General features: G+C 67.9%; 24 protein-coding genes. 14 read left to right on the top strand and 10 right to left on the bottom strand.

Features of this window, described 5'->3' with window-relative positions; genetic code table 11:
• Positions 1 to 242: 242 nt before the first annotated feature.
• From alr to tsaD, 6 genes are all read left to right on the top strand, one after another.
• On the top strand, positions 243 to 1,406 hold the full coding sequence (gene alr / locus ACFW6D_RS25895; RefSeq protein ID WP_379332217.1) for an alanine racemase: 1,164 nt from the start codon (positions 243 to 245) through the stop codon (positions 1,404 to 1,406).
• Positions 1,403 to 2,479 (top strand): alpha/beta fold hydrolase, encoded by a 1,077-nt coding sequence (locus ACFW6D_RS25890; RefSeq protein ID WP_379332215.1) that lies wholly within the window; start codon positions 1,403 to 1,405, stop codon positions 2,477 to 2,479. Before alr ends, ACFW6D_RS25890 begins: the two co-directional genes overlap by 4 nt.
• Positions 2,472 to 2,921, top strand: a complete 450-nt coding sequence (gene tsaE, locus ACFW6D_RS25885; RefSeq protein WP_266296543.1) for a tRNA (adenosine(37)-N6)-threonylcarbamoyltransferase complex ATPase subunit type 1 TsaE — start codon at positions 2,472 to 2,474, stop codon at positions 2,919 to 2,921. Before ACFW6D_RS25890 ends, tsaE begins: the two co-directional genes overlap by 8 nt.
• 65 nt (positions 2,922 to 2,986) lie before the next feature.
• A complete protein-coding gene (gene tsaB, locus ACFW6D_RS25880) occupies positions 2,987 to 3,679 on the top strand; it encodes a tRNA (adenosine(37)-N6)-threonylcarbamoyltransferase complex dimerization subunit type 1 TsaB (RefSeq protein ID WP_379332213.1) in 693 nt (230 codons plus the stop codon).
• Positions 3,676 to 4,203, top strand: a complete 528-nt coding sequence (gene rimI, locus ACFW6D_RS25875) for a ribosomal protein S18-alanine N-acetyltransferase (protein WP_379332211.1) — start codon at positions 3,676 to 3,678, stop codon at positions 4,201 to 4,203. The genes tsaB and rimI overlap by 4 nt, the downstream gene beginning before the upstream one ends.
• Positions 4,204 to 4,287: 84 nt before the next feature.
• Complete coding sequence (gene tsaD / locus ACFW6D_RS25870; protein ID WP_379332209.1) at positions 4,288 to 5,334, top strand: tRNA (adenosine(37)-N6)-threonylcarbamoyltransferase complex transferase subunit TsaD; 1,047 nt, start codon at positions 4,288 to 4,290, stop codon at positions 5,332 to 5,334.
• A gap of 85 nt (positions 5,335 to 5,419) precedes the next feature.
• On the opposite strand, the gene ACFW6D_RS25865 is transcribed toward tsaD, so the two are convergent.
• Positions 5,420 to 6,889 carry an Hsp70 family protein gene (locus ACFW6D_RS25865; protein ID WP_379332207.1) on the bottom strand — a complete coding sequence of 490 codons (1,470 nt, stop codon included), beginning with the start codon at positions 6,887 to 6,889 and terminating at the stop codon, positions 5,420 to 5,422.
• 348 nt (positions 6,890 to 7,237) lie between these two features.
• Between ACFW6D_RS25865 and groES the strand changes: the two genes are divergently transcribed.
• Together groES and groL are read left to right on the top strand one after the other, a co-directional pair.
• On the top strand, positions 7,238 to 7,537 hold the full coding sequence (gene groES, locus ACFW6D_RS25860) for a co-chaperone GroES (protein ID WP_056818214.1): 300 nt from the start codon (positions 7,238 to 7,240) through the stop codon (positions 7,535 to 7,537).
• An 83-nt stretch (positions 7,538 to 7,620) separates the two neighbouring features.
• Entirely contained in the window at positions 7,621 to 9,228 is a 1,608-nt protein-coding gene (gene groL, locus ACFW6D_RS25855; protein ID WP_379332205.1) for a chaperonin GroEL, read from the top strand.
• Between the two features lie 57 nt (positions 9,229 to 9,285).
• On the opposite strand, the gene ACFW6D_RS25850 is transcribed toward groL, so the two are convergent.
• The 3 genes from ACFW6D_RS25850 to ACFW6D_RS25840 all read right to left on the bottom strand — a co-directional run bounded on the left by ACFW6D_RS25850 (position 9,286) and on the right by ACFW6D_RS25840 (position 10,598).
• Entirely contained in the window at positions 9,286 to 9,537 is a 252-nt protein-coding gene (locus ACFW6D_RS25850) for a hypothetical protein (RefSeq protein ID WP_379237985.1), read from the bottom strand.
• 1 nt (position 9,538) lies between these two features.
• Complete coding sequence (locus ACFW6D_RS25845; RefSeq protein WP_379332203.1) at positions 9,539 to 10,156, bottom strand: sigma-70 family RNA polymerase sigma factor; 618 nt, start codon at positions 10,154 to 10,156, stop codon at positions 9,539 to 9,541.
• A gap of 148 nt (positions 10,157 to 10,304) precedes the next feature.
• Positions 10,305 to 10,598: a WhiB family transcriptional regulator gene (locus tag ACFW6D_RS25840; protein WP_022567299.1), complete on the bottom strand. Its 294-nt coding sequence runs from the start codon at positions 10,596 to 10,598 to the stop codon at positions 10,305 to 10,307.
• Positions 10,599 to 11,219: 621 nt separating this feature from the next.
• Here ACFW6D_RS25840 and ACFW6D_RS25835 point away from each other — a divergent pair.
• The 3 genes from ACFW6D_RS25835 to ACFW6D_RS25825 all read left to right on the top strand — a co-directional run bounded on the left by ACFW6D_RS25835 (position 11,220) and on the right by ACFW6D_RS25825 (position 13,832).
• The gene (locus tag ACFW6D_RS25835; RefSeq protein WP_379332201.1) at positions 11,220 to 12,068 is read left to right on the top strand and encodes a hypothetical protein; all 849 of its coding nucleotides are present in this window, start codon (positions 11,220 to 11,222) and stop codon (positions 12,066 to 12,068) included.
• 143 nt (positions 12,069 to 12,211) lie between these two features.
• Positions 12,212 to 12,790, top strand: coding sequence for a sigma-70 family RNA polymerase sigma factor (locus ACFW6D_RS25830; RefSeq protein ID WP_266296525.1), 579 nt, complete (start codon positions 12,212 to 12,214; stop codon positions 12,788 to 12,790).
• Entirely contained in the window at positions 12,783 to 13,832 is a 1,050-nt protein-coding gene (locus tag ACFW6D_RS25825; protein ID WP_379332199.1) for an anti-sigma-D factor RsdA, read from the top strand. The genes ACFW6D_RS25830 and ACFW6D_RS25825 overlap by 8 nt, the downstream gene beginning before the upstream one ends.
• Positions 13,833 to 13,974: 142 nt before the next feature.
• Here ACFW6D_RS25825 and ACFW6D_RS25820 read toward each other — a convergent pair whose 3' ends face one another.
• Complete coding sequence (locus ACFW6D_RS25820) at positions 13,975 to 14,388, bottom strand: DUF5319 domain-containing protein (protein WP_022567296.1); 414 nt, start codon at positions 14,386 to 14,388, stop codon at positions 13,975 to 13,977.
• Between the two features lie 223 nt (positions 14,389 to 14,611).
• On the opposite strand from ACFW6D_RS25820, the gene guaB reads away from it, so the two are divergent.
• Entirely contained in the window at positions 14,612 to 16,156 is a 1,545-nt protein-coding gene (guaB, locus tag ACFW6D_RS25815; RefSeq protein WP_379332197.1) for an IMP dehydrogenase, read from the top strand.
• A 111-nt stretch (positions 16,157 to 16,267) separates the two neighbouring features.
• Positions 16,268 to 17,422, top strand: a complete 1,155-nt coding sequence (locus ACFW6D_RS25810) for a GuaB3 family IMP dehydrogenase-related protein (protein WP_379332195.1) — start codon at positions 16,268 to 16,270, stop codon at positions 17,420 to 17,422.
• Here the strand turns inward: ACFW6D_RS25810 and ACFW6D_RS25805 are convergent.
• On the bottom strand, positions 17,419 to 18,219 hold the full coding sequence (locus ACFW6D_RS25805) for an alpha/beta fold hydrolase (RefSeq protein ID WP_379332193.1): 801 nt from the start codon (positions 18,217 to 18,219) through the stop codon (positions 17,419 to 17,421). The genes ACFW6D_RS25810 and ACFW6D_RS25805 overlap by 4 nt on opposite strands.
• Before the next feature lie 132 nt (positions 18,220 to 18,351).
• On the opposite strand from ACFW6D_RS25805, the gene guaA reads away from it, so the two are divergent.
• The gene (gene guaA, locus ACFW6D_RS25800; RefSeq protein WP_379332191.1) at positions 18,352 to 19,920 is read left to right on the top strand and encodes a glutamine-hydrolyzing GMP synthase; all 1,569 of its coding nucleotides are present in this window, start codon (positions 18,352 to 18,354) and stop codon (positions 19,918 to 19,920) included.
• Position 19,921: 1 nt separating this feature from the next.
• Here guaA and ACFW6D_RS25795 read toward each other — a convergent pair whose 3' ends face one another.
• The 4 genes from ACFW6D_RS25795 to ACFW6D_RS25780 all read right to left on the bottom strand — a co-directional run bounded on the left by ACFW6D_RS25795 (position 19,922) and on the right by ACFW6D_RS25780 (position 25,939).
• Complete coding sequence (locus tag ACFW6D_RS25795; RefSeq protein ID WP_379238001.1) at positions 19,922 to 20,056, bottom strand: hypothetical protein; 135 nt, start codon at positions 20,054 to 20,056, stop codon at positions 19,922 to 19,924.
• An 81-nt stretch (positions 20,057 to 20,137) separates the two neighbouring features.
• Positions 20,138 to 20,350: a hypothetical protein gene (locus ACFW6D_RS25790; RefSeq protein WP_379332190.1), complete on the bottom strand. Its 213-nt coding sequence runs from the start codon at positions 20,348 to 20,350 to the stop codon at positions 20,138 to 20,140.
• Positions 20,343 to 22,031, bottom strand: a complete 1,689-nt coding sequence (locus tag ACFW6D_RS25785) for a PspC domain-containing protein (RefSeq protein WP_379332188.1) — start codon at positions 22,029 to 22,031, stop codon at positions 20,343 to 20,345. Before ACFW6D_RS25785 ends, ACFW6D_RS25790 begins: the two co-directional genes overlap by 8 nt.
• A gap of 71 nt (positions 22,032 to 22,102) precedes the next feature.
• Entirely contained in the window at positions 22,103 to 25,939 is a 3,837-nt protein-coding gene (locus ACFW6D_RS25780) for a hypothetical protein (RefSeq protein ID WP_379332187.1), read from the bottom strand.
• Positions 25,940 to 25,973 lie beyond the last annotated feature (34 nt).

Raw genomic sequence — 25,973 nt, 5'->3', positions numbered from 1 at the left:
CATTGGGGCGGCGGGTTCGCCACCGGGGCTTGCTCCTTCGTCGCGTGCGCCCCGGCGGCTAACCGGCGACCCGGCCGCGACCGGCCACTTCGTGGCCGCTGCTCCCTATGGGTCGCAGGTGGTGGGTGGGTTGTGTGGTCATGGCGGAACACGGGTGGACGGTGTGGTGCGGAGTGCGGTCGGGCCGCGGAGCTCGGGGTGAATGGTGTGGGTGCGGGGGTGGGCGGTGTTGCGCCCCAGGTATGGGGAAATGTTCGGGTCCTGGCAGGATCGGGGTGGTGAATGTGCAAGTGGAGACGGTTGTCGACTTGGATGCCATTGCACATAATGTGCGCGTGCTGCGGGAGTATGCGCAGGGGGCCGCTGTGATGGTGGTGGTCAAGGCCGATGGGTACAACCATGGGGCCGTCGAGGTGGCTCGGGCCGCGTTGGGGGCGGGGGCTCGGGAGTTGGGGGTGACCACGGTCGCCGAGGGGCTCGCGTTGCGGGCGGCGGGGATTACGGCGCCCATTCTTTGCTGGCTCAATACCGTCGATGCTGATTACGCGGGGGCCATCGCGGCGGACATCGAGATCGGGGTTTCCTCGCTGGCGCAGTTGCGGGCGGTGGAGCGGGCCGCGGTGGCGGTGGGGCAGACCGCGACGGTGTCGGTGAAGGTCGACACGGGGCTCAATCGCAACGGGGTGTCGGTGACGGAGTATCCGCAGGTCCTGCAGGCTCTGCGCGGGTGCGTCGACGGGCAGGTGGTGCGGTTGCGGGCGATCTTCTCCCACCTCGCGCATGCCGACGAGCCTGGACATCCGATGCTGGACCGGCAGCGGGAGCGGTTCGTCGAGGCGATCGCGCTGGCCAAGGAACACGGGCTCGAACCCGAACTTGTGCATCTGTCGAACTCGGCGGCCACGTTGACCAGGCCGGATCTGCATTTCGACATGGTTCGGCCCGGTATCTCGGTGTACGGGCTCTCGCCGATTCCCGAGCTCGGGCAGTTCGGGTTGAAGCCTGCGATGACGTTCCAGGCGGAGGTCACCCTGGTGAAACAGGTCGCGGCGGGGGAGGGCGTGTCGTACGGGCATCGCTGGGTCGCCCCGCGCGACACCACGATCGCGCTGGTGCCCGCGGGTTATGCCGACGGTGTATTCCGTTCGCTCAGTGGGCGTTTCGAGGTGTGGTTGGGCGGGGCTCGACACCGTAATGTCGGGCGGGTGTGCATGGACCAGTTCATGGTTGACCTCGGCGACAACCCGGCGGGCGTGCGAGAAGGTGATCGCGCGGTGCTGTTCGGCGGCGGCGCGGGGCACCCACACGCGCTCGACTGGGCCAGGGCGCTGGACACGATCGACTACGAGGTCGTGTGCGCGCCGCGTGGTCGTGCGAGCCGCCGCTACGTGGGGACCGGCCGATGACCCGGCGCACGGTGATCCGCCGCGGCGGCCTGGCGACCGCGGGACTGCTCGCGGGCCTGGCCATCGCCCACACTCTGCGCCAGATCGGCGCGCGGGTGCGCTGGCCCGCCGAACGCGACGAATACCGCGACGAGAACTTCGCGCTGATCGATGAAGACGAACCGGGGTCGGTGCTCGCCGACGACGGCGTGACGCTGGCCACCCGCACCTACGGTGACGAGTCCGCCGAGGTCACGGTCGTTTTCGTGCACGGGTTCTGCAACAGCATGGAGTCGTTCCACTTCCAGCGTCGTGATCTCGCCCAGGAGTGGGGTTCGCGGATCCGGATGGTGTTCTTCGATCAGCGCGGCCACGGACGGTCCGGCACGCCGAGCACCGACAGTTGCACGGTCGCGCAGCTCGGCCGCGATGTCGCCACCGTCATCCGCGAGTGCGCACCCACGGGACCTGTGGTGCTGGTGGGGCATTCGCTCGGCGGGATGGCGGTGCTCGCGGCGGCCGCGCAGGCCCCCGAGCTGTTCGCGACGCGGGTACGCGCGGTCGGGCTGCTGAGTACCGCGGCCGCGGAGGTGACCGCGACCGGGATCTCGCAGCTGATCCGCCATCCCGCGGTCGACGGGTTCCGGCTGGCGGCGCGGACGGCGCCGACGCTGGTGCAGTTCAGCCGTAGCGCCAGCAAGCAGGTGGTGACGCCGATCCTGCACGTGAGCTCGTTCCACGGCCCGGTCAGTCCGACGCTGTCGCGATTCACCACGATGATGATCGACCGCACCCCGGTCGGCACCATCGAGAAATTCCTGAAAGCGATTGAACTGCACGATGAATCAGCCGCCCTTCCGGTCCTGGCGGAACTGCCGGTGCTGATTCTCGGCGGCGCGCACGATGTGGTGATCCCGTTCCGCAACTCCCGCGCACTGGCGGCGGAACTGCCGAGCGGCGAGCTGGTCCGGGTGCGTGAGGCGGCACACATGCCGCATCTGCAGTTTCCGGACGTGTGTTCGGCCGCACTCGACCGGCTGCTGGCGCGCGCGGGAATCACCGACGCGCGGGGCGAGGAGGCCGTCGGTGGCTGAGCAACGCGTCCTGACCACCGTCGAGGACACCGAAGCATTCGGCCGTGAACTGGCCGCCACCCTGCGACCGGGCGACCTGGTCGTGCTCGACGGCCCCCTCGGCGCCGGGAAAACCGCACTGACCAGGGGAATCGCCGCCGGACTCGGTGTCGCGGGCCGGGTCAGCTCGCCGACGTTCATCATCGCCCGAGCCCACAAGGCCGGGGTGCGCCCGGACGGCACGCCCGGGGTGGCGATGGTCCACGTCGACGCCTACCGGCTCGCCGGCGACCTCGACGAACTGGACTCCCTCGACCTCGACACCGACCTGCACCACGCGGTCGTCGTCGTGGAATGGGGCAAGGGGGTGGTCGAACACCTCGCCGACCGGCATCTGCGCGTGCAACTCGCCCGGGAGCCGGAATCCGATGTGCGCACGGCGATCTGGGAATGGATCGAATAACGCGCGATCACCCGCGCACCGGTGCGCGCCGAGCGGCGAAACCACCCGGTATTGTTGAGACAATCATGCTCGTACTAGCAGTCGACACCGCGACACCCGCCGTTACAGCGGGATTGGTGCACCTGTCACCTGCCGGTGAACCCGGCGCCCGGCCAGCCGTGACGACACTCGCTGCCCGGGTGAAGGTCGACGCCCGCGCACACGCCGAGGTCCTCACCCCGCAGATCCTGGAATGCCTGGCCGAGGCGGGGGTGCGCCGCGACGAACTCGACGCGCTCGTCGTCGGGCTCGGACCCGGCCCGTTCACGGGGCTGCGCGTGGGGATGGCCACCGCGGCCGCCTTCGGTGACGCGCTCGGCTTACTCGTCTACGGGGTGTGCAGCCTGGACGCGATCGCCGCCGACACCGTCGGTGAGCAGCGCGATCCCGGCGAACTGCTGGTGGTCACCGACGCGCGCAGGCGCGAGGTGTACTGGGCCAAGTATCTGAACGGGGTGCGGGTGGCGGGACCCGAGGTGAACAAGGCTGTCGACGTGCCGGTCGGTGATGCCGCGGCGGTCGCCGGGTCGGCCGCGCACGTGGACTATTTCGATCTGCCGGTGCTGCCCGCCGAGACGCCGTCGCCCGCCGGGCTGGTGAGCGTCGCCGCGACGTCGCTGCTGGCCGGGGACGCGCCGGAGCCGCTGGTGCCGTTGTATCTGCGCAGACCCGATGCGGTGGAGAACAGCTTCCGCACCCTCGACCGGACCGGGGCATGAGTGCCGTGACCGAGTACCTGATCGCTCCCATGACGCTGCCCGATATCGACCGCTGCGTCGAACTCGAGCACCTGCTGTTCCCCGAGGACGACCCGTGGCAGGCGGTGTCGTTCCGGTCCGAACTGGCCGGTGGGCACAACCGCTACATCACCGCGCGCACCGCCGACGGGGTGATGGTCGGCTACGCGGGCATCGCGCTGCTCGGTGACGACGCCCATCCCGAGGCCGAGGTGCACACGATCGGCGTCGACCCGCAATGTCATCGGGGCGGCATCGGGACGCTGCTGCTGGAAGCCTTGCTGGCCACGGCTGCCGAACGGGGCGGGCCGGTGTTCCTCGAGGTGCGCACCGACAACGCCCCAGCCATCGCGATGTACGCCAAGCACGGGTTCCACATCATCGGGCTGCGCAAGAACTACTACCACCCCAGCGGGGCCGACGCGTACACGATGCGGCGCCCGGAACTGACCGCCGCGGCTGACGAATGGGCGGCGCGTGGTCGGCAGGACGAGGTGTTGTCGTGATCGTCGGCGACCAGCGGAACAAGGCGTCGTCGTGATCGTCGGATCTCGACAGTCGACGGGTGACCAGCGGAACGAGGCTTTGTTGTGATCGTCATGGGGATCGAAAGCTCGTGCGACGAAACGGGAGTCGGCATCGTGCGCCGGCATGCCGACGGTTCCGTCGAGCTGCTCGCCGACGAGGTCGCGTCCAGCGTCGATCAGCATGCGCGCTTCGGTGGTGTGGTGCCCGAGATCGCCTCGCGCGCGCATCTCGAGGCGATCGTGCCCGCCATGCGTCGTGCGCTGGCGACCGCGGGGATCAGCAAGCCCGACGCGCTTGCTGTCACGATCGGACCGGGGCTGGCCGGTGCGCTGCTGGTGGGCGTGGCCGCGGCCAAGGCGTATGCGGCGGCGTGGGACGTGCCGTTCTACGCGCTGAACCACCTCGGTGGGCACGTGGCGGTCGATACCCTCGAACACGGGCCGATGCCGCCCGCGGTGGCGCTGCTGGTTTCCGGTGGGCACACGCATTTGTTGCAGGTCACGGATCTGGGTGCGCCGATCACCGAACTCGGCAGCACTGTCGATGACGCAGCGGGCGAGGCATTCGACAAGGTCGCGCGGTTGTTGGGGCTCGGATATCCCGGCGGACCTTATCTGGATGCCGCTGCCGCCGAGGGCGATCCGCGTGCGATCGCGTTTCCGCGCGGCATGACCGGGCCCCGTGATGCCCGGTACGACTTTTCGTTCTCGGGTCTCAAGACCGCGGTGGCCCGGTATGTGGAAGCGGCTCAGCGACAAGGGATTACCGCTGACCAGCTGCCTATCCCTGATATCGCCGCGTCGTTCCAAGAGGCCGTTGCCGATGTGCTGACGATGAAGGCCGTGCGGGCCGCGCAGGACGTCGGTGTCGACACGATCGTGCTCGGCGGCGGCGCCACTGCCAATTCGCGGATCCGATCGCTGGCCGAAGAGCGTTGTACTGCAGCGGGTTTGACGCTGCGAGTGCCCAAGCCGCGGCTGTGCACGGACAACGGCGTGATGATCGCGGCGCTGGGAGCGCATGTGATCGCGGCGGGGGCCGAGCCTGCTGCGCTGAGTGTTGCTACCGATCCGGGACTTCCGGTTTCGGTGAGTGCGCTGCAGGGGTAGCGCGGAATCCGTCCGGGTTGCCGGGACGGCCCGGCTTTCGGGCCAACATCAAGCGTGGCCGCTGCGTGTGGGGGAAGCCGGGGAGCTAACCGGCTGGCTGTTGCGGGGTGCCGTCCGTTGGGGAGATCGGGAGAGTGCTGCTGGCGGGCGCCTGTGTGGGGGAGGTGTTGGGGGTGCTGGGACGCTGTCTGTTGCCGCCCGCGGAACCGCTGTCCAAGGGGCCGAGAGGCGACTCGGGGTAGGGGATCTCCGGGAGGTTCGGGTCGGGGCGCAGGGTGGGAGCCGTTGTCGAGGTGGACGCCGAGGGAGTCGGGGCGTTGCTGCTCGTCGTCGGCGTAGGGGTGGGCTGGCCGGTGGTGGAGGTGGGGAGTTCGGTCATGGGCGGGGCGATCGGAACGCCGGTGCTCTCGCGGCCGGTGGGCGAGGGGGTGGGTGCGGGAGGCAGTGGTGAGGGGGATTGACGCACGGTGCTGCTCGTGCCCGCGGGGGTGACATCAGGGGCGTCGGGCGTGACCGCTTGGACGCCGTAGCCGATCACCAGGCCCACGACGACCACCGCGCCGACCAGCGTGCCGACCACCTTGGCGAAGGTGCCGCTCGGTGCGTCGGCGTGCGCGCCGCCGGTCGACCCGGACGGCGCCTCGGCATCGGCGACCAGCGCGGCGCCCTTGGCGATCACGGCCTCCGGGTCGGGCACGGTCAGCACGGGCACATCGAGACGGCTGTCGAGAATGTCGATGACGCACGGGATGTTGGCGCAACCACCGATCACCGCGACGGCTTCGGGATACTTCGGCGCCCGCGTGAACACCGACGACGAGAACAGCGCGATATTGCGCAGCAGACCGCCGATGAGCTCCTCGAAATCGGGTCGGGTGAGTTCTAGGCCTTGTCCCGCAACATGATCGATCGTGACCACCGGTGCCAGGGACAGGTGTTCCTTGGCGGCACGGCCACGATTGGTCAGTGTGGTGCGGTTGGGGCGGGTGCCGCGACGGGCGTAGTGCAGGTCGACGAGGTGGTGGTAGATCAGCTCGTCGATCGCGTTGCCGCTCAGTGTCGGCGTGCGTTCGCTGTGTAAGACCACGTTGTCGGCGTAATCGGCCACGGTGACGGTGAGTCCGGTTGCGCCCAGGTCGATCACGGCGACGGTGGCGTAGCGGTCGAGCAGCCCGGTGTGGTGCAGGTAGGCCAGCGCGGCGGCGCCCTCGGTGACCAACCGCAGATCCCGATGGCGACTGGTGGCGGCCCGAATGGCCTGTGCCTGTTCCTTGTTGCGGTAGGCGACGGCGACGCTGGTCGGGCGCGAACGGGACTCGGCGCGACGGTGACTACCGGAGTAGCGTCCGAGGGGTTCGCCGGACATACCTGCGGGCACCGGCAACTGGGTGGTCATCAACTCGATCGAGGACGACACGAGATCACCGAGGTCCGAATGCGCCTCATCGGAGGAAACGACCCGGTAGTCGAAGTTCTGCTCGCCCGCGGACCCTGTCGCGACCAGTGCCGAGCACACCACCTCGTTCCCGGCCGAGATGCCGAGGGATGTTCGCATGTTCACCTCCCTTCGAGCCGATTGCTCTACGAGCGGATGACGCCTTCCTGTGCTATGTCACAGCCTGTTATGCGAACGTTACAGATTGTTGCAGGCGATGTGAAGATCACTGGCCAGTGTGGGCGTGTCGAATACGCGACATCGGCAGAACCCGACCTTGAGTGCTGGCACTCTCACGTATAGAGTGCTAGTCGGCACGTGAAGCTGTACTTGTGCCAGTCGACTTCTGGGCTTCGGCTCCGGCACCCGCGACGACGGGGCTGTGCGCAGGGTCGCGAGCTGACCGAAACCCGGCCTGGGACACCAGTTCCGGACAACCGAATTTCCCCTGAAAGTGGAGGGCTCAACGTGGCGAGCGTGAACATCAAGCCGCTCGAGGACAAGATCCTCGTCCAGGCCAACGAGGCCGAGACGACGACGGCCTCCGGCCTGGTCATCCCGGACACGGCCAAGGAGAAGCCCCAGGAGGGCACCGTCATCGCCGTCGGCGCGGGTCGTGTCACCGACAAGGGTGACCGCATCCCGGTCGATGTCAAAGAGGGCGACGTCGTCATCTACAGCAAGTACGGCGGCACCGAGATCAAGTACCAGGGTGGGGAATACCTCATCCTCTCGGCGCGCGACATCCTGGCCGTCGTCACCAAGTAAGGCCAACGCCGCATCAGCGTTCCGCCCCGGCGTCTTCACAGACCCGGGGCGGATTGCGTTCACAAACAGGAGCTGAATCCTTTATGCCCAAGCAGATCGAGTTCGACGAAAAGGCTCGCCGGGCTCTGGAACGCGGTGTCGACAAGCTGGCCGACGCCGTCAAGGTAACCCTCGGCCCGCGTGGCCGCCATGTGGTGCTGGCCAAGGCCTTCGGTGGCCCGACCGTCACCAACGACGGTGTCACCATCGCGCGCGAGATCGACCTCGAGGACCCCTTCGAGAACCTCGGCGCACAGCTCGTCAAGAGCGTCGCCACCAAGACCAACGACGTCGCGGGCGACGGCACCACCACCGCCACCGTGCTGGCCCAGGCGTTCGTGCGCGGCGGTCTGAAGAACGTCGCCGCGGGCGCCAACCCGATCACCCTCGGCCAGGGCATCGCCGCTGCCGCCGAGAAGGTCTCGGAGGTGCTGCTCGCGCTGGCCACCCCGGTTTCCGGCGAGAAGGCCATCGCCCAGGTCGCCACCGTGTCCTCGCGTGACTCCGAAATCGGCGACATGGTCGGCAAGGCCCTCACCACGGTCGGCAAGGACGGCGTTGTCACCGTCGAGGAATCCTCGACCACCAGCACCGAACTCGTCATCACCGAGGGTGTGCAGTTCGACAAGGGCTACCTCTCGCCCTACTTCCAGACCGACCCCGAGGCCCAGCAGGCCGTCCTCGAGGACACCTACATCCTGCTGCACCGCGACAAGATCAGCTCGCTGCCCGATCTGCTGCCCGTGCTGGAGAAGATCGCCGAGTCCGGCAAGAGCGTGCTGATCGTGGCCGAGGACGTCGACGGCGAAGCGCTGTCGACCCTGGTCGTGAACTCGATCCGCAAGACCATCAAGGCCGTTGCCGTGAAGGCGCCGTTCTTCGGTGACCGTCGCAAGGCGTTCCTCGACGACCTGGCTGTCGTCACCGGTGGCACCGTGATCAACCCCGATCTCGGCGTCACCCTGCGCGAGGCCACCCTCGAGCAGCTGGGGCAGGCGCGTCGCGTCGTCGTCACCAAGGACGAGACCGTGCTGATCGACGGCGCGGGCTCCGAAGAGGACATCAAGGCCCGTGGCGCGCAGCTGCGTCGCGAGATCGAGGCCTCGGACTCCGACTGGGATCGCGAGAAGCTCGAAGAGCGTCTGGCGAAGCTGGCCGGTGGCGTCGCGGTGATCAAGGTCGGCGCTGCCACCGAGACCGCGCTCAAGGAGCGCAAGTTCCGCGTCGACGACGCGGTCGCCGCCGCCAAGGCCGCGGTCGAGGAGGGCATCGTCCCCGGTGGCGGTTCGGCGCTCGTGATCGCCGCTGCCGCGCTCGTGGAGCTGCGTGACTCGTTCACCGGCGACAAGGCCGTCGGTGTCGAGGTGGTTCGCAAGGGCCTCGAGGCACCGCTGTACTGGATCGCCAGCAACGCGGGCCTCGACGGCGCGGTTGTCGTCGCCAAGGTCTCCGAGGGCAAGGAAGGCTTCAACGCCGCCACCCTGACCTACGGTGACCTGCTCGCCGACGGTGTCGTCGACCCGGTCAAGGTGACCCGCTCCGCCGTGGTGAACGCCGCCTCGGTCGCGCGGATGATCCTGACCACCGAGAGCGCCATCGTGGAGAAGCCGGCTCCGGCCGAGGACGACCACGGCCACGGTCACTCGCACTGACGCATAACGAAGGCCCCCGGATCGCTGATGCGGTCTGGGGGCCTTTCGTTTGCTCCGCTAGCTGGCTACCGGCGGATCTTCGGCATCGAGTGCGGCCAGTAAACGGGCGCGCAGCGACGGAGGTGGTGGGGTGGGGGTTGCGGACGCGAGTTGGGCGAGGGCTTCGCGGGTGTCGCGGACCTCTCGCAGGAACTGCGTACACAGGGTGGGGTCTTCGGTATCGATGATGGTCTGGATCGCGTGATGGTCTTCGTCGTCGATCAATCCGAGCGCGACGGTGTGCGCGAGATCGATCTGGGCTTCGTTCATCTCACGTCACCCCCAAACTTTTCTTCAGTCGTGTCAATCCGTCCCGAATTCGGGACTTAACGGTCGGTAACCCGATGCCGAGGTATGTCGCAACCTCGGCGTAGGTCCGCCCGCCGTAGTAGGCGAGCGAGATCGCCTCGCGTTGGGTCTCGGTGAGAGTCGAGAGCCCGCGCTGGACGGCCTGTTGTTCTAGTCTGCGTTCCACCTCCTCGGTGACCTCGTCGAATTCGTGGCCGAGCACCCGGATCCCGTACGCGACCTCGCGCTGGGTGTGGGCTTGCTCGGCGCGAACCCGGTCGACCGCGCGCCGGTGGGCCAGCGTCATCAGCCAGGTCACCGCCGACCCCTTGGCGGGGTCGAAACTCGTGGCGGTGCGCCAGACCTGGAGGTAGACCTCCTGGGTGGTCTCCTCCGCGTACCCGGGGTCGTGGAGCACCCGCAGGACCAGGCCGAAAACACGCGCCGACGTCCGGTCGTACAGCTCGGCGAAGGCCTGCTGGTCGGACAGGCCGCATCGGTGGAGCAGTGCAGCTAGCTCGACTCCTTCGGCCGCGCGTGCGGTAACCGCAGAATCCACGCTCGGTGGAAAGGCTTCGCTTCGGAACCCATTCTGTGTCATCGGTCACGAATGTAGCCCGAGGCTATGACCCCCCCGAGACCGGGGGTGCCTTTTATTCGGGTGCCAGCTGTTTGCTAGAGATTCGGCGCGCCACGGCCAGCGGATTGGAACAGATTTGCCAACCCGGCCAGACGGCCCTGCTCGCGTCTCAGACGGCCATCCGGCGCCGGTTGCGGCGGGCGTGCATCTCGCGTTCGGTCTCGGACATGCCACCCCAGATGCCGTAGGGCTCGCTGACCTTGAGGGCATGGGTACGGCACTGCATGAGCACGGGGCAGGCCCGGCAGATCTCCTTGGCGCGCATCTCGCGCGCGGTGCGGGCGCGGCCGCGCTCGCCGTCGGGGTGGAAGAAGACGGCGGAGTCCTGGCCGCGGCACGAGCCACGCATCTGCCAATCCCAGACGTCGGCGTTCGGTCCGGGGAGGTGGGTGGGCATGGGCATGTGAACTCCTTGTGGCGCGAGCTCGTCAGCGTTGTCGAGCGAGTGGTGCGGCAGGTCTTCGCGCCACCCGGTGAAGGGTGGCCGGCTCGACGGTGCCTGACGGTGCCGCTCGGAGGTCGCTGCGATTTCGCGCAGCGCCAACCGTGGCGATGAGCTACGTTAGGTGCAGGCGGGAATTTACGTCAATAGTTCGGCGCATGAGTTCAGTAAATCTGCAACGCTGAAATTTAACCTCCTCACTATTTACATTTCACACTCGATCCCTCCATACTGTTCGGTTGGCTATGGATCGGGTGTCTTCGCGTATTCGCAGCGTCCCAGGTTTCCCCAGGTCGCCCCGGTCGGGGCCGAGTTCCTGCGGGTGACACCTCCGGCGCGCCGGTGTGCTGGATCACAACGCCCCTCGCGGACGGAGTGCGTCCAGATGGCGAAAACGGGGCGTGAAGGTTAATTGCGCGAAACGCATGTGAATTCGAGACTTTGCGGTAGCGGCGTCCGAGAGCGGAGATTTACCTGATGGCAACATCGGCGCTCGAGAGAAATGCTGATTGTTTGCTGAATGCGCTGTGCGGTGCCATAACACGCGAACTGCCGCGAACCGGTGGCGGCTAGAGTCTCGCCGTGCAGACAACGGCCTCACCCGCGGATATCGGTTCCGAAATACTCGCTTCGACTGCTTTCGGGCCCACTCCCGGCCTGGCCGCTGCGGAGTTGCCGGAGCCGGCGGACCCGGTGTCGAGGTGGTACCGCGCGGTCGCGCTCGGCGGCCAGGGCCGCTACGCCGCCGCCCGTGCTGACCTGCAGGTATTGGCCCGAGCCGGGATCGATCCCGGCCTGAAATCTCTCGTCGAGAGCACCCGGGGATCGCTGCTGCGCCAGCTTGGTGACCACCGGGGCGCGGCGGCGTTCGACGGCCGCGCCGCGACGCTGGCACTGACCGCCACCGGCGCGGCCCGCGCCGAGGCGCTCGCCGACGCGTATACGGGTCTGGCCGCCGACGCGCTCGGCACCGGCCGACTCGCCCTCGCCCACCGCCTGCTCGGTCGTGTGCGGCCACTGCTCGCCGACGCGCCGGCGCGCGCCGAGGTCCGCTGGCATTGGGTGCGGGCCGAGACCGCGCTCGCCGGCGGCGAAGCGGCCCGAGCGCTGGACGAGGCGGGTACGGCCGTCGAACTCGCCGCGGCCCTTCCGTCGGTACGTCATCAGGTGAAATCGGCGCTGCTGGTCGCGGCTGCCACAGCCGCGACCGGGAACCTCGCCGAGTCCGCCGAACTGGCCCGCCGAGTCGACGTCGACTGCCACGAAAACGGCCTGCTGCCACTGCGCTGGGCCACCGCGATGCTGCGTGCCGGAGTGGCCGAACCAGGGCAGGCGCGCGCTGCGGCGAAGGAAGCCGCAGATCATGGCGCTCGTCTACGGGCGCTGGGCGGAGACATCGCCCCGCTGGGTGCTCGAGTCGCTGGAGGATGATCTTTCTGAGAGCTCGGTGAGAACGGACCACGCCCGATGGCGGCCGATCGGCGGGTCGCTATTGTTAGTCCCGTTCCGCCTTTTCGGTGGAAGCTCGGTCACATTGGACCGCGCCACTCGTAACGCCAGGAAAATCTCTGACGATGACGCATATGGGCGAAGAGTTGGACCTCGCCGTCGCTGCGGCTGCGCAGGGCGACAGGACCGCTTTAGCTCGGGTATTGGAACTGGTCCGTCCCTTGGTAGTTCGCTACTGCAGGGCGCGGATCGGGGCCGCGGAGCGCGGACAGCTCTCCGCGGACGATGTTGCGCAAGAGGTCTGTTTGGCTGTGATGACCGCCCTGCCCCGCTATCAGGATCAGGGTCGGCCCTTCATGGCCTTCGTGTACGGAATCGCTTCGCACAAGGTCGCCGACGCCCATCGCAACGCCGCCCGTAACAAGGCGGAGGCGATGGCCGAAGTACCAGATGTCATATCCACCGACCAAGGTCCGGAACAACGGGCTCTCGACTCGGAGACGAGCAGGCAGATGAACACTCTGCTGGCCACGCTTCCCGAGAAACATCGAGAGATCTTGATCCTGCGTTTGGTCATGGGTCTGTCAGCAGAGGAAACCGCAGTCGCCGTGGGCAGCACGGCGGGGGCGATACGGGTTGCCCAGCACAGGGCACTCGCGAAACTGAAGTCACAAGTGGCGAGGGCAGGTGAAATGTATGGCTAGGGATGGCGAGCACGGTCGTGGCAATAGCGGTCCCTACGCCGCCGAGGGTGCCGGTGATTCCGGACCGGTCGATATCGCGGCGTTGCGCAGCGATGATGCGCTGATCGACGCGATCGCGAGCGATGGTCCGGTACGTACCGACAGTCCCGAAGAGTTCCAGCTGGCATCGTTACTCGCGGATTGGCGGGCCGATATCTTGGCCGAGCCGATGCCCGCGGGCCCTGATCTTGACACCGTTTTCGCGGCGGTCAACCAGGAGATCGGTGCGCGGCAGGTTCGAGTCGGTGCTTCCTCGCGCGGACGTCTACGGCTGGTCCGCCCGATTTTCGGGGCAGCAGCGGCACTGTCGCTGGTGTTCGGCGGCATCACGGCGTTCTCCTACAGCGCGGCACCCGGCGATCCGCTGTGGCGGATCAAGGAGGTCGTGTTCAGCGAGCAGGCACAGTCCACCGTCGTGCAGTACGCCGACGAGGATCTGCTTGCCGCGCAGAACCTGCTCACCTCGGGCGATCCGGAACAGGCCAAGGCCAGGCTGGAACAGGCTTCCACCAACGCGGGCCAGGTCGACGACCCGGCCAAGCGGGAGGATCTGATCGCGCGCTGGAACCTGCTGCGTGATCAGCTGCTCAAGGTCGCACCGGCGATCGGTGCGCAGCTGCCGCCGACGACGAACCCGGTCAAGCCGACTTCGCCCGCGCCGGTTCCGCCGACGAACAACCCCGGCACCACCGCTCCGGTGGCACCGACCGGTCCGGGATCGGAGACCGTCGATCCGGGTGCGACCATCCTGCAGACCCCCGGCCCCGAGACCAAACCGCTCGAGCCGACGCAACCGCCGGTGACCACTGCGCCACCGGTCACCACCCCGCCGCCGGCCACGGTCGACCCGACGACACCACCGACCACCATCGCCGAACCACCGCCGGTCACGACGGTGGTCCCGACGTCGATGCAGCTGCCGCCGACCCTGCCGTCCACACAGCAGGTACCCCCACCGGCGGCGACGATCCTGCAGACGCCGCCCCCAATCCCCGCTTCCTAGTGAATTGACCGAAAACGAAGGCCCCGAACAGGTTCGGGGCCTTCGTTGTGTGCTGGGGTTGTTCGGGCGAGGGCCTGCGTGCTCGCCCACGCACGCGTGACCGAGCGGGGGAGGGGCAGGCTCAGGGATTGTGCCGGAACGCTCAGTTGTCGAACCCGTCGAAGCCGTCGCCGTGGAACGCCTCGTTCATCGACGCGTCCGCGTAGCCGCGGCAGTAGTCCCACGTGACGTAGGCCTCGGGGGTGGGGTCGTAGGCGGGCTCGTGCGGACGGACGGTGCCGTCGACGAGTAGCTGCAGCAGGTTCGCCCGCAGCATGTCCCAATCGTGGTAGTGATCTTGCCGACAATCCTCACAGCTGACGACCAGGCCGCGGATTCCGCGGTGGGCCAGCAGGGCTTCGTATACGGCGAGGTCTGCGAGATCTTCCTCGACCGCGAGGCGCTCATGAGGATCCAACGGCTCACCGGGCTCGATCGCATCGAGCGCGGCAGACGGGTCGGAGGGGTCTCCGGCGAAGGGATCCGGCGGCAGGCCAGGTGGTAGATGGTCACGCACATCCCCACGGTACGCAGTACTCGGTACATCGCGCCAGCGATGCGGGGGGCAAGTTTTGCCGAAGGGCTCACTTAACAGGCGTCCGCGGCCGCCGGATACCATGGAATACAGGTGTCGGCGACTCTTGTTCCAGCCGACCGATCCGAAAGCTTTTTCCGCTCGAGCACCGACGCATCATGTTCCTTGCGTCGGTAGCTATGACGACCAGGAGGGGTCGATCCGAATGAGTAATCCCGTGTCGGGCGAACGAATCGCGGTGCGCCCTCCTACGGGGGGCGACGATCCGACCAAGATCGCCATGCTCGGCCTCACGTTCGACGACGTGCTGTTGCTGCCTGCCGCCTCGGATCTCATCCCCAGCTCGGTCGAGACTTCCAGCAAGCTGACCAGGGACATCACCCTGCGCACGCCGCTGGTGAGCTCGGCCATGGACACCGTCACCGAGGCGCGCATGGCCATCGCCATGGCGCGTGCGGGCGGTATGGGCGTGCTGCACCGCAACCTCTCGGCCGCCGATCAGGCCGCCCAAGTGGAGACGGTGAAGCGTTCCGAGGCGGGCATGGTGACCGACCCGGTCACCTGTCGGCCCACCGATACCCTCGCCGAGGTCGACGCCATGTGCGCCCGCTTCCGCATCTCGGGTCTGCCGGTGGTGGACGAGACCGGTTCGCTGGTGGGCATTATCACCAACCGCGACATGCGTTTCGAGGTCGATCAGGACCGTCGCGTGGACGAAGTGATGACCAAGGCGCCGCTGATCACCGCCCGTGAGGGTGTCACCGCCGAGGCCGCGCTGGGTCTGCTGCGCCGCCACAAGATCGAGAAACTGCCCATCGTCGACGGCAACGGTCGGCTGCGCGGGCTGATCACGGTCAAGGACTTCGTCAAGACCGATCAGTACCCCAACGCCACCAAGGACCGCGACGGCCGCCTGCTGGTCGGTGCCGCGATCGGTGTCGGCGACGATTCCTGGTCGCGTGCCATGACCCTCGCGGACGCCGGGGTCGACGTGCTGATCGTCGACACCGCGCACGGCCACCAGTCGCAGGTGCTGCAGATGGTCGCCAAGGTCAAGGCCGAGGTCGGCGACCGGATCCAGATCGTCGGCGGCAATGTCGCCACCCGTGCGGGTGCCGCGGCGCTCGTCGAAGCCGGCGTCGACGCTGTCAAGGTGGGTGTCGGTCCCGGCTCCATCTGCACCACCCGCGTGGTCGCCGGTGTCGGCGCGCCGCAGATCACCGCGATCCTCGAAGCCGTCGCCGCCTGCAAGGTCGCCGGTGTGCCGGTGATCGCCGACGGTGGCGTGCAGTACTCCGGTGACGTGGCCAAGGCCATCGCCGCGGGCGCCTCGACCGTGATGCTCGGCTCGCTGCTCGCGGGCACCGCCGAGTCGCCCGGCGACCTGGTGCTGGTCAACGGAAAGCAGTTCAAGGCCTACCGTGGCATGGGTTCGCTGGGTGCCATGCAGGGCCGTGGACAGGCCAAGTCCTACTCCAAGGACCGCTACTTCCAGGACGACGTGCTCGCTGAGGACAAGCTCGTCCCCGAGGGCATCGAAGGCCGCGTCCCGTTCCGCGGCCCGGTCAACCAGGTGATCCACCAGCTCGTCGGCGGCCTGCGCGCGGCCATGGGCTACACGGGTTCGCAGAACATTGAGCACCTCCAGCAGGCGCAGTTCGTGCAGATCACCGCGGCGGGTCTCAAAGAGAGTCACCCGCACGACATCACGATGACCGTCGAGGCCCCGAACTACACCGGACGCGGCTGAGTACAATAGATGCGTTTGTGCGCCGGGAGGTACGCTCCCGGCGCACAGCCATGCAGTCCGTCAGGTCTGCGAAAACGCGCGCACACGCGCGCCCGAACACAGGGAGCAACTGTGCGTGACATGGTCGAAATCGGTATGGGGCGGGTCGCCCGTCGGACCTACGAGCTGGACGACGTCGACATCGTGCCTTCGCGGCGGACGCGTTCGTCCAAGCTGGTCTCTTTAGCCTGGCAGCTCGACGCCTACCGTTTCGAGATTCCCGTCCTCGCGCACCCCACCGACGCGCTGGTCTCGCCCGAGTTCGCGATCGAGCTGGGCCGCCAGGGCGGCCTCGGTGTGATCAACGGTGAAGGCCTCTGGGCGCGCCACGCCGATGTGCAGGCCAAGATCGACCAGCTGCTCGATCTGGTTGACAAGGGGGGTTACGAAAAGGCCATCTCGCTGCTGCAGGAACTTCACGCCGCGCCGATGCAGCCCGACCTCCTCGCCGCCGCCGTCGCCCAGGTCCGCGCGGCCGGGGTCACCACCTCGGTGCGACTGAGCCCCCAGAACGCCCGCGCGTTCACCCCCGCGCTGGTCCAGGCGGGCATCGACCTGCTGGTCGTGCAGGGCACCATCATCTCCGCCGAGCACGTCGGTGGCGACGAGCCGCTCAACCTCAAGACCTTCATCGCCGAGCTGGACGTGCCGGTCGTGGCCGGTGGCGTGAGCGATCACCGCACCGCCCTGCACCTGATGCGCACCGGCGCGGCGGGCGTCATCGTCGGCTACGGCTCGTTCCCCGGCGCCACCACCACCGGCGAGGTGCTCGGCATCGGCGTCCCGATGGCCACCGCCATCGCCGACGCCGCCGCGGCCCGTCGCGACTACCTCGACGAGACCGGCGGCCGGTACGTGCACGTGATCGCCGACGGCGACGTGGCCACCTCGGGTCAGCTCGCCAAGGCCATCGCCTGTGGCGCCGACGCCGTGATGCTCGGGGTCCCGCTGTCGGCCTCGGCCGAGGCACCCGGTCGCGGCTGGTACTGGCCCTCGGCCACCGCGCACCCCTCGGTGCCGCGCGGTTCGTTCCTGCCCGTCGACGAGTCCTGGATCGACGGCCCCGACGGCGCGGTGACTCGTCCGAGCCTCGAGCGCGTGCTCTACGGCCCGTCCGATGACCCGTTCGGCTCGCTGAACCTGGTCGGCGGCCTGCGCAGGTCGATGGCCAAGGCCGGTTACTCCGACCTCAAGGAATTCCAGAAGGTCGGGCTGAGCGTCCGCTAGCGAACGTGGGTCAGTGAGACCCGGTTCCGCAGGAACTTCGAAATCGCGTTGTTGACCGGTTCCGGGTGCGTCATCGTGACGGCCAGGCGGGCACCATCGATCTCCACGAAGGTGGAGGCGGTGAGCCCGTCGGCCAGTCTGCGGGCCCGTTCGCCCGCGATGCCGCTCTGGGTGGCGTGGATGATCAGGGCCGGGCAGGTGATCTCGCGTAGCCGGTCGAGCACCGAATCGCGTCCGAGTAGGCAGCCGACGGCGGCGTCGAGGCCGCTGTGGGCGTCGCCGACCCAGCGGCGCGTCCAGATGTCGCGGTACCAGGTGTCGTCGCCGATGAGCCAGTCGGCTAGTCGGCCCGCGGCTTCCTCGCGGGAGCTGTGGTCGTGCCATTCGTCGAGGAAGCGCTGGGTGGCGGTGGACTGTTCCAGCGTGGGTCCGTGCGCCTCGGTGCTGATCAAGATCAACGCGGCGACCCGCTCGGGCGCCACCAGCGCGGTCCGCAATGCTGTGAAGCCCCCTTGCGCCGTGCCGCCGATAATCGCGCGTTCGACGCCGATCGCGTCGAGCACGGTGAGCGCGTCGCGCGCCGCGGTCCAGTACGTGAACGGCAACCGCTGATCTCTGGTGCGACCGTGCCCACGCGCGTCCCAGGCAACTATCCGGAATTCAGGGGCGAGCGCGGCCTGTTGCGAGGCGAACATCGTGCGATCCATGAAGAATTCGTGGGCGAGCAACACCACCGGACCCGTGCCACCGCTGTCCTCGTAGTAGATCTCGGCATCGATCGCGCGGGCGAATGGCACGAGCACGAGGATAGCCAGCCCCACCCCGCCACGCCCAAGAACGGTGGCGCGTCGTGTTCTCTCACTACCGCGTGTCCGAGCGGCAGCGATGCCCGCTGCTTGCCCGCCGTTGGTCCTCATTAAACTGTGCCGGTGGCAGATACTCAGAGACCCGTCCTCGTTGTCGACTTCGGCGCGCAGTACGCCCAGCTGATCGCCCGTCGGGTGCGTGAGTCGAGCGTGTTCTCCGAGGTGATCCCACACACCATGACCGTGGAGGAGATCGCCGACAAGCAGCCCCTCGCCGTGATCCTGTCCGGTGGTCCGTCGAGCGTGTACGCCGAGGGCGCACCGCAACTCGACGCCCGCCTGTTCGACCTCGGTATCCCTGTGTTCGGTATCTGCTACGGCTTCCAGGCCATGGCACAGGCCCTCGGCGGCACCGTCTCGCACACGGGCACCCGCGAATACGGGCGCACCGAGCTGAGCATCGACGGCGGTGTGCTGCACGGCGGCCTGCCGACGATCCAGCCGGTGTGGATGAGCCACGGTGACGCCGTCACCGACGCCCCCGCGGGCTTCGAGGTGACCGGCACCAGCGCGGGCGCTCCCGTGGCCGCGTTCGAGGATCGCGCGCGTCGCCTGGCAGGCGTCCAGTACCACCCCGAGGTGCTGCACTCCCCGCACGGCCAGCAGGTCCTCAGCCGCTTCCTGCACGAAATCGCCGGCATTCCCGCGCAGTGGACCCCGGCCAATATCGCCGAGTCGCTGATCGAGAGTGTGCGCGCGCAGATCGGTGACGGGCACGCCATCTGTGGCCTGTCCGGTGGTGTCGACTCCGCCGTGGCGGCCGCGCTGGTGCAGCGTGCGATCGGCGACAAGCTCACCTGTGTGTTCGTCGACCACGGTCTGCTGCGCGCCGGTGAGCGCGAGCAGGTCCAGCAGGACTTCGTCGCCGCGACCGGGGCCAAGCTGGTCACCGTCGACGCGGTGGACAAGTTCCTCGGTGAGCTGAAGGGCGTTTCCGATCCCGAGGAGAAGCGCAAGATCATCGGGCGCGAGTTCATCCGCTCCTTCGAGGACGCGGTGTCGGGCATCGTCATCGAGCAGGGCGACGGTGTGGCGCCGAAGGTCGAGTTCCTCGTTCAGGGCACCTTGTACCCGGACGTCGTCGAATCCGGCGGCGGCACCGGCACCGCGAACATCAAGAGCCACCACAATGTCGGCGGTCTGCCCGACGACCTCGAGTTCGACCTGGTCGAGCCGCTGCGTCTGCTGTTCAAGGACGAGGTCCGCGCGGTGGGTCGGGAACTCGGCCTGCCCGAGGAAATCGTTGCGCGCCAGCCCTTCCCCGGCCCCGGTCTCGCGATCCGCATCGTCGGCGAGGTGACCGCCGACCGGCTCGAGCTGCTCCGTCAGGCCGACGCCATCGCCCGCGAAGAGCTCACCGCCGCCGGTCTGGACAAGCAGATCTGGCAGTGCCCGGTGGTGCTGCTGGCCGACGTGCGTTCGGTCGGTGTCCAGGGCGACGGCCGCACCTACGGTCATCCGATCGTGCTGCGTCCGGTGTCGAGCGAGGACGCGATGACCGCGGACTGGACCCGCCTGCCCTACGACGTGCTGGAACGGATCTCCACCCGCATCACCAACGAGGTGGCCGACGTCAACCGCGTCGTCCTCGACGTGACGAGCAAGCCGCCGGGCACCATCGAGTGGGAGTGAGTTAGGCCGGTCGCGCCGCCTGGGTGAGCAGGAGCCTGCCAAGGAGGAAGCCGCCGGTGTGCGGTCGGTGCGTGGTCGGTGGCAGGACCTTCGCCACGGGGGTTTCCGGCTGCCGGTCGGGTTTGGATTCGTCCATGTGCCTTGTCTTTTCGAGTTGGTCCGACAACAGCAATGGCCCGTCACGATGACGGGCCATTGCTGATTTCTGGGTTGTCCTTCAGTGGTGTTTGCGGCTCGGTGCCAGCGTGAGCATCAGGCCGACCACGATCGCCGCGATCACCACGCCCCAGCCGACGGGCAGGATGCCGCCGTCGTCGGGGGTGGGTGCGCCGAGCAGTGCCCAGACGCTCACGGCGAGCGCGATCAAGCCGGTGGTCAGCAGGGTGAAGGCGGGTCGGCGCCGGGTCTCGACGCTGGTCTTGTCAGCCACGGGTCACCGTCACTTCGCCCATCTGCACGTCGACGCGCAGGTCCAAGACCGGGGCGTCAGGGGTGTTGGGCCCGGAAAGGCCTTCGTCACATCGTGATTCACCCATGTTCACCTCGCAACTGGTTTTCACGGTCATGTTGTCGGGGAGCAGCACGACGGCCTCTCCCATGTTCACCGACACCTCGACGCTGCGGGATTCGGTGAGGTTCATCCCACGCAGATCCAGCGTGCCCGAGCCCATGTTCACCTCGTAGCGGGGCTGCAATTCGGTGGTCGCGATCGGTGTCCAGGTGTGGTCGCCCATGGTGCCGCTGTCGAAGTCGATCGGCCCGATCAGCGAAGCCAGCACCACGAATCCGGCCAGCGGAGCAGTGAGTACCAGTAGCCCGTACCCGCGCCGCAGGAACGCGCCTGCGACCAAGCCGAGCCCGACCACGGCCAGTGCGAAGGCGGCGATGCGCGCGGGTGTCATCCATTCCACACCCGACGCGGCCGCGGCCCCGGCCACGGCGGCGGCGAGGATCGCCAGGCCGATGGTGACCGGAGTGAGCCGGGAGCGTGGGCGTTTCGGGGCAGGCGGTACCGCGGGCACGAACTGCTGCGTGGCTTCCGGGAGTTCCCAGGCCAGCGGTGCGACGGCGAGGGGATCCCAGCCGTTGGGCACCTGCGCGTTGATGCGCGCGGGTTCCGGTGAGAGGGTTCCGGGCGAATTCTTGTGCAGCACAGCGGTGGTGCCGGTCTGCTCCGCGACTGGCGGCGTGAGTGCGTCCGCACGCTTGTCGAGATCGACGGGCGCGGCCGAATCAATCGGATCCGCTGGCGGCTCGATCGGGTCTGTGGCGGCTTGCGGTGTGTCCGCCCCGTCGGCGACGTCGAGCAGGCTGGTCGGCGCCGAATCCGCAGCCGGACCGGTTTCGCCGGAGTCCGCCGGTGTCACAGTGATTCGAACGGTGTCCACCGCATCCGAAGTGGTTGCGTCGGCGTCCTTGTGCAGGACGACAGTGTCCGTGGCATCGACGCGGAGCACAGGGCTGGATTCAGCGGTGGCCGTGCGGAACCCCTCGCCGAGGACCACCCTCGACGCCGGATTTTCGGGGACGTAGACCTCGGGAAGTTTGGTGTAAGGCGTATACATCCCCGTAGGTGGCACCTCCGGGTTGTACGGGTAGCCGCGCACCGGAACACCGGTCGGGTAGCCCGCACCCGGGTAGCCGGTGGCGCCGAGCGGCGAGCGGTAGGCGTCGAACCCCGCGGGCAACTCGGGATGCCGCAGATACAGCATCCACCAGCCCGCGAGCATCAGACCGAGGCTGACCACCCCACCCCCGCCCATCCCCATCCCGATCGGCCCCATGGCCGACACGGCGATAGCCAGCGCGACGATCAACACGATCGTCTTCGTCTGCGAATGCGACCCCCGATCGTGCGCCGTCAGCGCCTGCGCCGCCGACACCTCGTTCCCCGCCGACCCCAGCACCAGCCAGGCCAGCAGATACAGCACGATCCCGGCCCCACCGAAAATGGTCGACACCACGAAGGCCACCCGCACCAGCACCGGATCCACCCCATACCGCAACCCGAAACCCGCCGCCACTCCGGCGATCGGCCCCTGCCGAGGCAGCCGGACGGGCCGCGTCTGCCACATCTGGTGAACCTGGTCGGCGAAGCTCGTTCTGCTCATGCCATCCATGGTGTGCCGCGCGGCCCCTTCCGCGCATCGGGGGTAACCCTGAGAATTCCCCGGGTTCACGATCAGGCGCAGGGCGGGCGGTAGGCGACATTCGGGACTTGGCGGCGCCACACGGGTTCGGTCAGCAGGCTGCCGGTAGCCGCGCAGATGCGTTCGGCGACCTGTTCGGGGTCCAGGTCCCAGACGCCGAGCTGCCCGTTGTCGGTGACGAAGACGAGCTGCTTGCCCGCAGGGTGCATGAGCACCTTGCGGTTGCGTCGGTCCGCGGGCCCGATCGGCCCGCTGCGACGGCGCGGTGCGCGCGGATCGCTGATATCCCACAGTGCGGTCGTGCCGTCGTCGCTGGATACCGACAACTGGGTGCCGTCCGCCGCGACGGATAACGAGATGATCGGCGCTATCTCGGTGCGAATGATGTCGGTGATCGGATCACGAGTGTCGCCGGCCAACAGCTGGAACTCATAGAACCCGATAACGGCGAGCGTTCGGTTGTCGGGCAGGAACTGAGACTGTTGATAGGCGATCAGAAAATCGACGTCGGTTTCGGCGGACGGAACCGGATGGGCCGGGTCGTCCAGGTTCCAGATGACCCGAAAGAAACGCTGTTTCCAGGTGCTTCGCGAATCCTCGAACACAGCAGCGAGTCGGGCGCCGTCGAGGCTCAATTGCCTGCCTGCGAGCGTGCCGGGAAGTTCGGTGATCGGTGCGCCGAGTGCTCTCGGCGCCGTCCGGTCGGTGACGTCCCACATCTGTATCGAGCTTTTACCGGTGAGCAGCATTCGGTCGCCCTGAACCATCGACTGTGTGGCGTCGCCGATCGGCCATGCGGTCAGTGGCCGTGGATGGCGTGGATCGTCGAGGGCGAAGACGACGCGCTGCTTTGCGAGAAGGTCGTGGAACGAGAGCGTGCGGCCGTCGGGGCTCAGCGCCGGCGCCGATCGACCGGGTGCGCGGGGGATGGTGGTCAGCCGGACCGGACGCCGGGGGTCGGCGGTGTCCCACACCACCGCCGCCCCGGTTCGGTACAGGATGGCCATCCGGTCGCCTGTCCGGTCGAACACGGGTTGTTCGGGGGTGCCCGAAACCACGTCCACCGCTGACCGTGGCATCGACCAGATCCGCAACGTTCCGTCGTTGCCCGCGCCTGCCAGCAACGGTTCGTCCGCGAGGAAGATCAGCGAGAGTGGGCCGCCCTGGCAGGGCGCGATCGGGTTGCGTGAGCACGTGTTCGGGCTCACCGAGAGGTCGGGTCCGACCTTCGCGGGCTGGGTCGGGTCCGCGATATTCCACAGCTGCCCGCCTGCTTCGAAGCCGAGGGCGAGGACGTTCCCGTTCTCGTGGAATGTGACTGAGTTCAGCAGCTCGCCGCCGATTCGAATCGGTGTGCCGGAGGGGTGTGGTCGGCGCGGATCGCTGACCTGCCAGAGCTCCACCCGGCTCGACTCGGCGCTGTCGGCTCCGCTCGAGCCATAGGTGCCAACGGCGACGGCGGTGCTGTCCGGACTGAACTCGAGATCGCGCAGGTTGTCGCCGGCCGCTGTCACGATCGGTGTCCCGATGGGTCGTGGGGCATCGGGATCACGGACGTCCCAGAACTCCACCGTGTCCGCGACGCCAGGGGCGAACGCCGTGCGGCCGAGGGCGAGCAGGGCGCCGTCGGGGCTGTATTCGACGATGTGGCGTCGTTCGGTTCCGGTGCTCGGCATCGGGATGGATGCCGTTCGAAAAGGATGCGACCGGTTGCCGATGTTCCAGAAAGTCAATGTCGCCGCGTCGATCTCGGCCAATCCGGTGCCGCGCGGGTCGACCGCGATCGACTGCTTGTCCAGGGTGCCGAAGGTATGCAGCAGGCGCGGGGCCTCCGGTCTTGCGAGATCCCAGAGCTGGATCCCGGATGGGCCGTCGGTGATCGTGTCGGAACTACCCGGAACGAACAGTAGTTGGTCTGCTCGGATATCGAGACCGGTGCCGAGGCGCTGCGGTCGCTCGGGAGTATTGATATTCCAGAACGACGATTCGCCCTCGTAGTCGAGGGCGGCGACCAGTCTGTCGGCGCGACGTTCGACCAGGGTGGTGATCCCCTTGTCATGCGCAGGCACGGTGACGGCCAGCGGCAGGGCCTGGCTGTTCAACAGCATGGCGTGGGTCGACTCATTCGGCCGCATCCGGTGCGCGGCCAGCGCGAGCTGCGCAGAGAGCGAAGGGTCCTCGGTCCTGGTCCGCTCGGCTGCCGCCACCAATTCGATGTAGTCGCGATCCGATGTCCGTTGATCGGCGAGCCTGGTGCGGTCGACAGCGATCACACCGGTGGCGAGCAGTGCGAACACGACCGCGACGGCCACCATCCGCCAACGTCCACCGTTGCGTGCCGCCCGTCGGGAGGCCTGAAGGAAGGCGCGCACTCGCGGACCGATCGGGGCGCCGACGGTGTGCTCGTTCGCGTTGTCGAGCCGGGTACCGCGATACAGCAGCGCCGAATCATGCTTCGCCGCTTCCCATTCCGATGCATCGTGCTCGAGTCGCTGACGCACCAGATGCCCGACCCGGTCGGTGTCGATCCAGCCGTGCAGCCGGGGCCACGCGGTGAGCACGATCTCGTGGGAGAACTGCACCGAGCCCGCGTCGAGGGCGATCAGTCTGCTGGCCGCGAGTACTTCGAGAGCTTCGGCCGATGCGTCGGGATCGACACTGCGGCTGAGTAATTCGGCACGGTCGACGGTTCGCCGGGTGTCGCGGCCGTCCTGTCCGACGGTGACGAGCGAGCCGAGCAGTTCCTGAGCTGCGGTCTGCTGCTCCGAAGTCAGCTCGCCCCAGGCGAGTTCGGCGGTTTCGGCGACCGACCCCGCGACCCCGCCCGTCTTGCGATAACCGGCGACGGTGAGTTTGCGGCCTTCGCGCTGCTGCCAGGTCGCCGACATCACGTGCGAGAGCAGGGGCAGCGCGCCGGGGTCGTAGCCGTCGGTACTGAGATGTCCACCGATGCCACGTAATTCGGTGAGGACCAGCTCTTCCAAGCCGGGTTCTAGGGTGAGCCCGGCGGCTTCGGCGGGGCCGGTGATCGCGTGTGCCACCTCGTCCATCGACATCGCACCGAGGAGATAGCTGTTGTGCTGCAGGCTGTTCCGCAGGACGGGATAGTGCAGGCACTGTTCGTAGAAGTCGGCGCGCAGTGCCAGGACGACCGTCAGGGAATCGGGCAGCTCGGCGAGGCTCGCCAGGAACGCCGAACGTTCGGCTTCGTCCTGGCACAGGGTGAACAGCTCCTCGAACTGGTCGACGATCAGAACCCGTAGATCGTCGGTCAGCGCCGCCGTGAGTCCGGCGGTCGGGGTCGAACCCGGTGTCATGGTGGCGGCGGGTAGGTCGATCGCGGGTCGTAGACCGGCCGCCAGCAGCGAGGACTTGCCCGCCCCCGACGCGCCGATCAACACCACGACGTCGGTGGTGGCGCTCACCAGTTCGACGAATTCGGCGGTGGCCTGTTCGCGTCCGAAGAACAAGGTGTGCTCCTCGGGTAGGTAGGCGCGCAGGCCGGGGTAGGGGCAGGTGTCGCCGGTGCCAGCGTCGGCGGTCCAGGTGACCGATTCCTGCCACAGGCGCCGCCACTCGTGCGGGTCGGCCAGGGTGCGCGGCAGGGCACGCTGGGCCTTCTCGGTCATCTCGACGAGCGTGAGGACCACCGGCAGCAGCGATTCGAAGCGTGCGGGCACATTGCGCCCGGCCTTCCAATCGCTGATCCGCTGCGGTGACGGTGTGCCTGCCTGGGCGCCGCGCATGCGTCGCTCGCTGGCCGAGGCGACCCGACGCAGAGTCGGATTGCCCGCTGCCGCATAGAGATCGGCGAACCGCTGCGCGAAAACTACACGCGGCGAAGAGCTCTGCGTATCGCTGTTGGTCAATGAACCCCCCGTTCGATGAAAATGACCGAGGGCC

Source organism: Nocardia sp. NPDC058705 (assembly GCF_042749305.1).
Taxonomy (GTDB): Bacteria; Actinomycetota; Actinomycetes; order Mycobacteriales; family Mycobacteriaceae; genus Nocardia.
The sequence above is the reverse complement of the archived record's forward strand: the minus strand, read 5'-3'. Positions and strand labels throughout refer to the sequence as shown.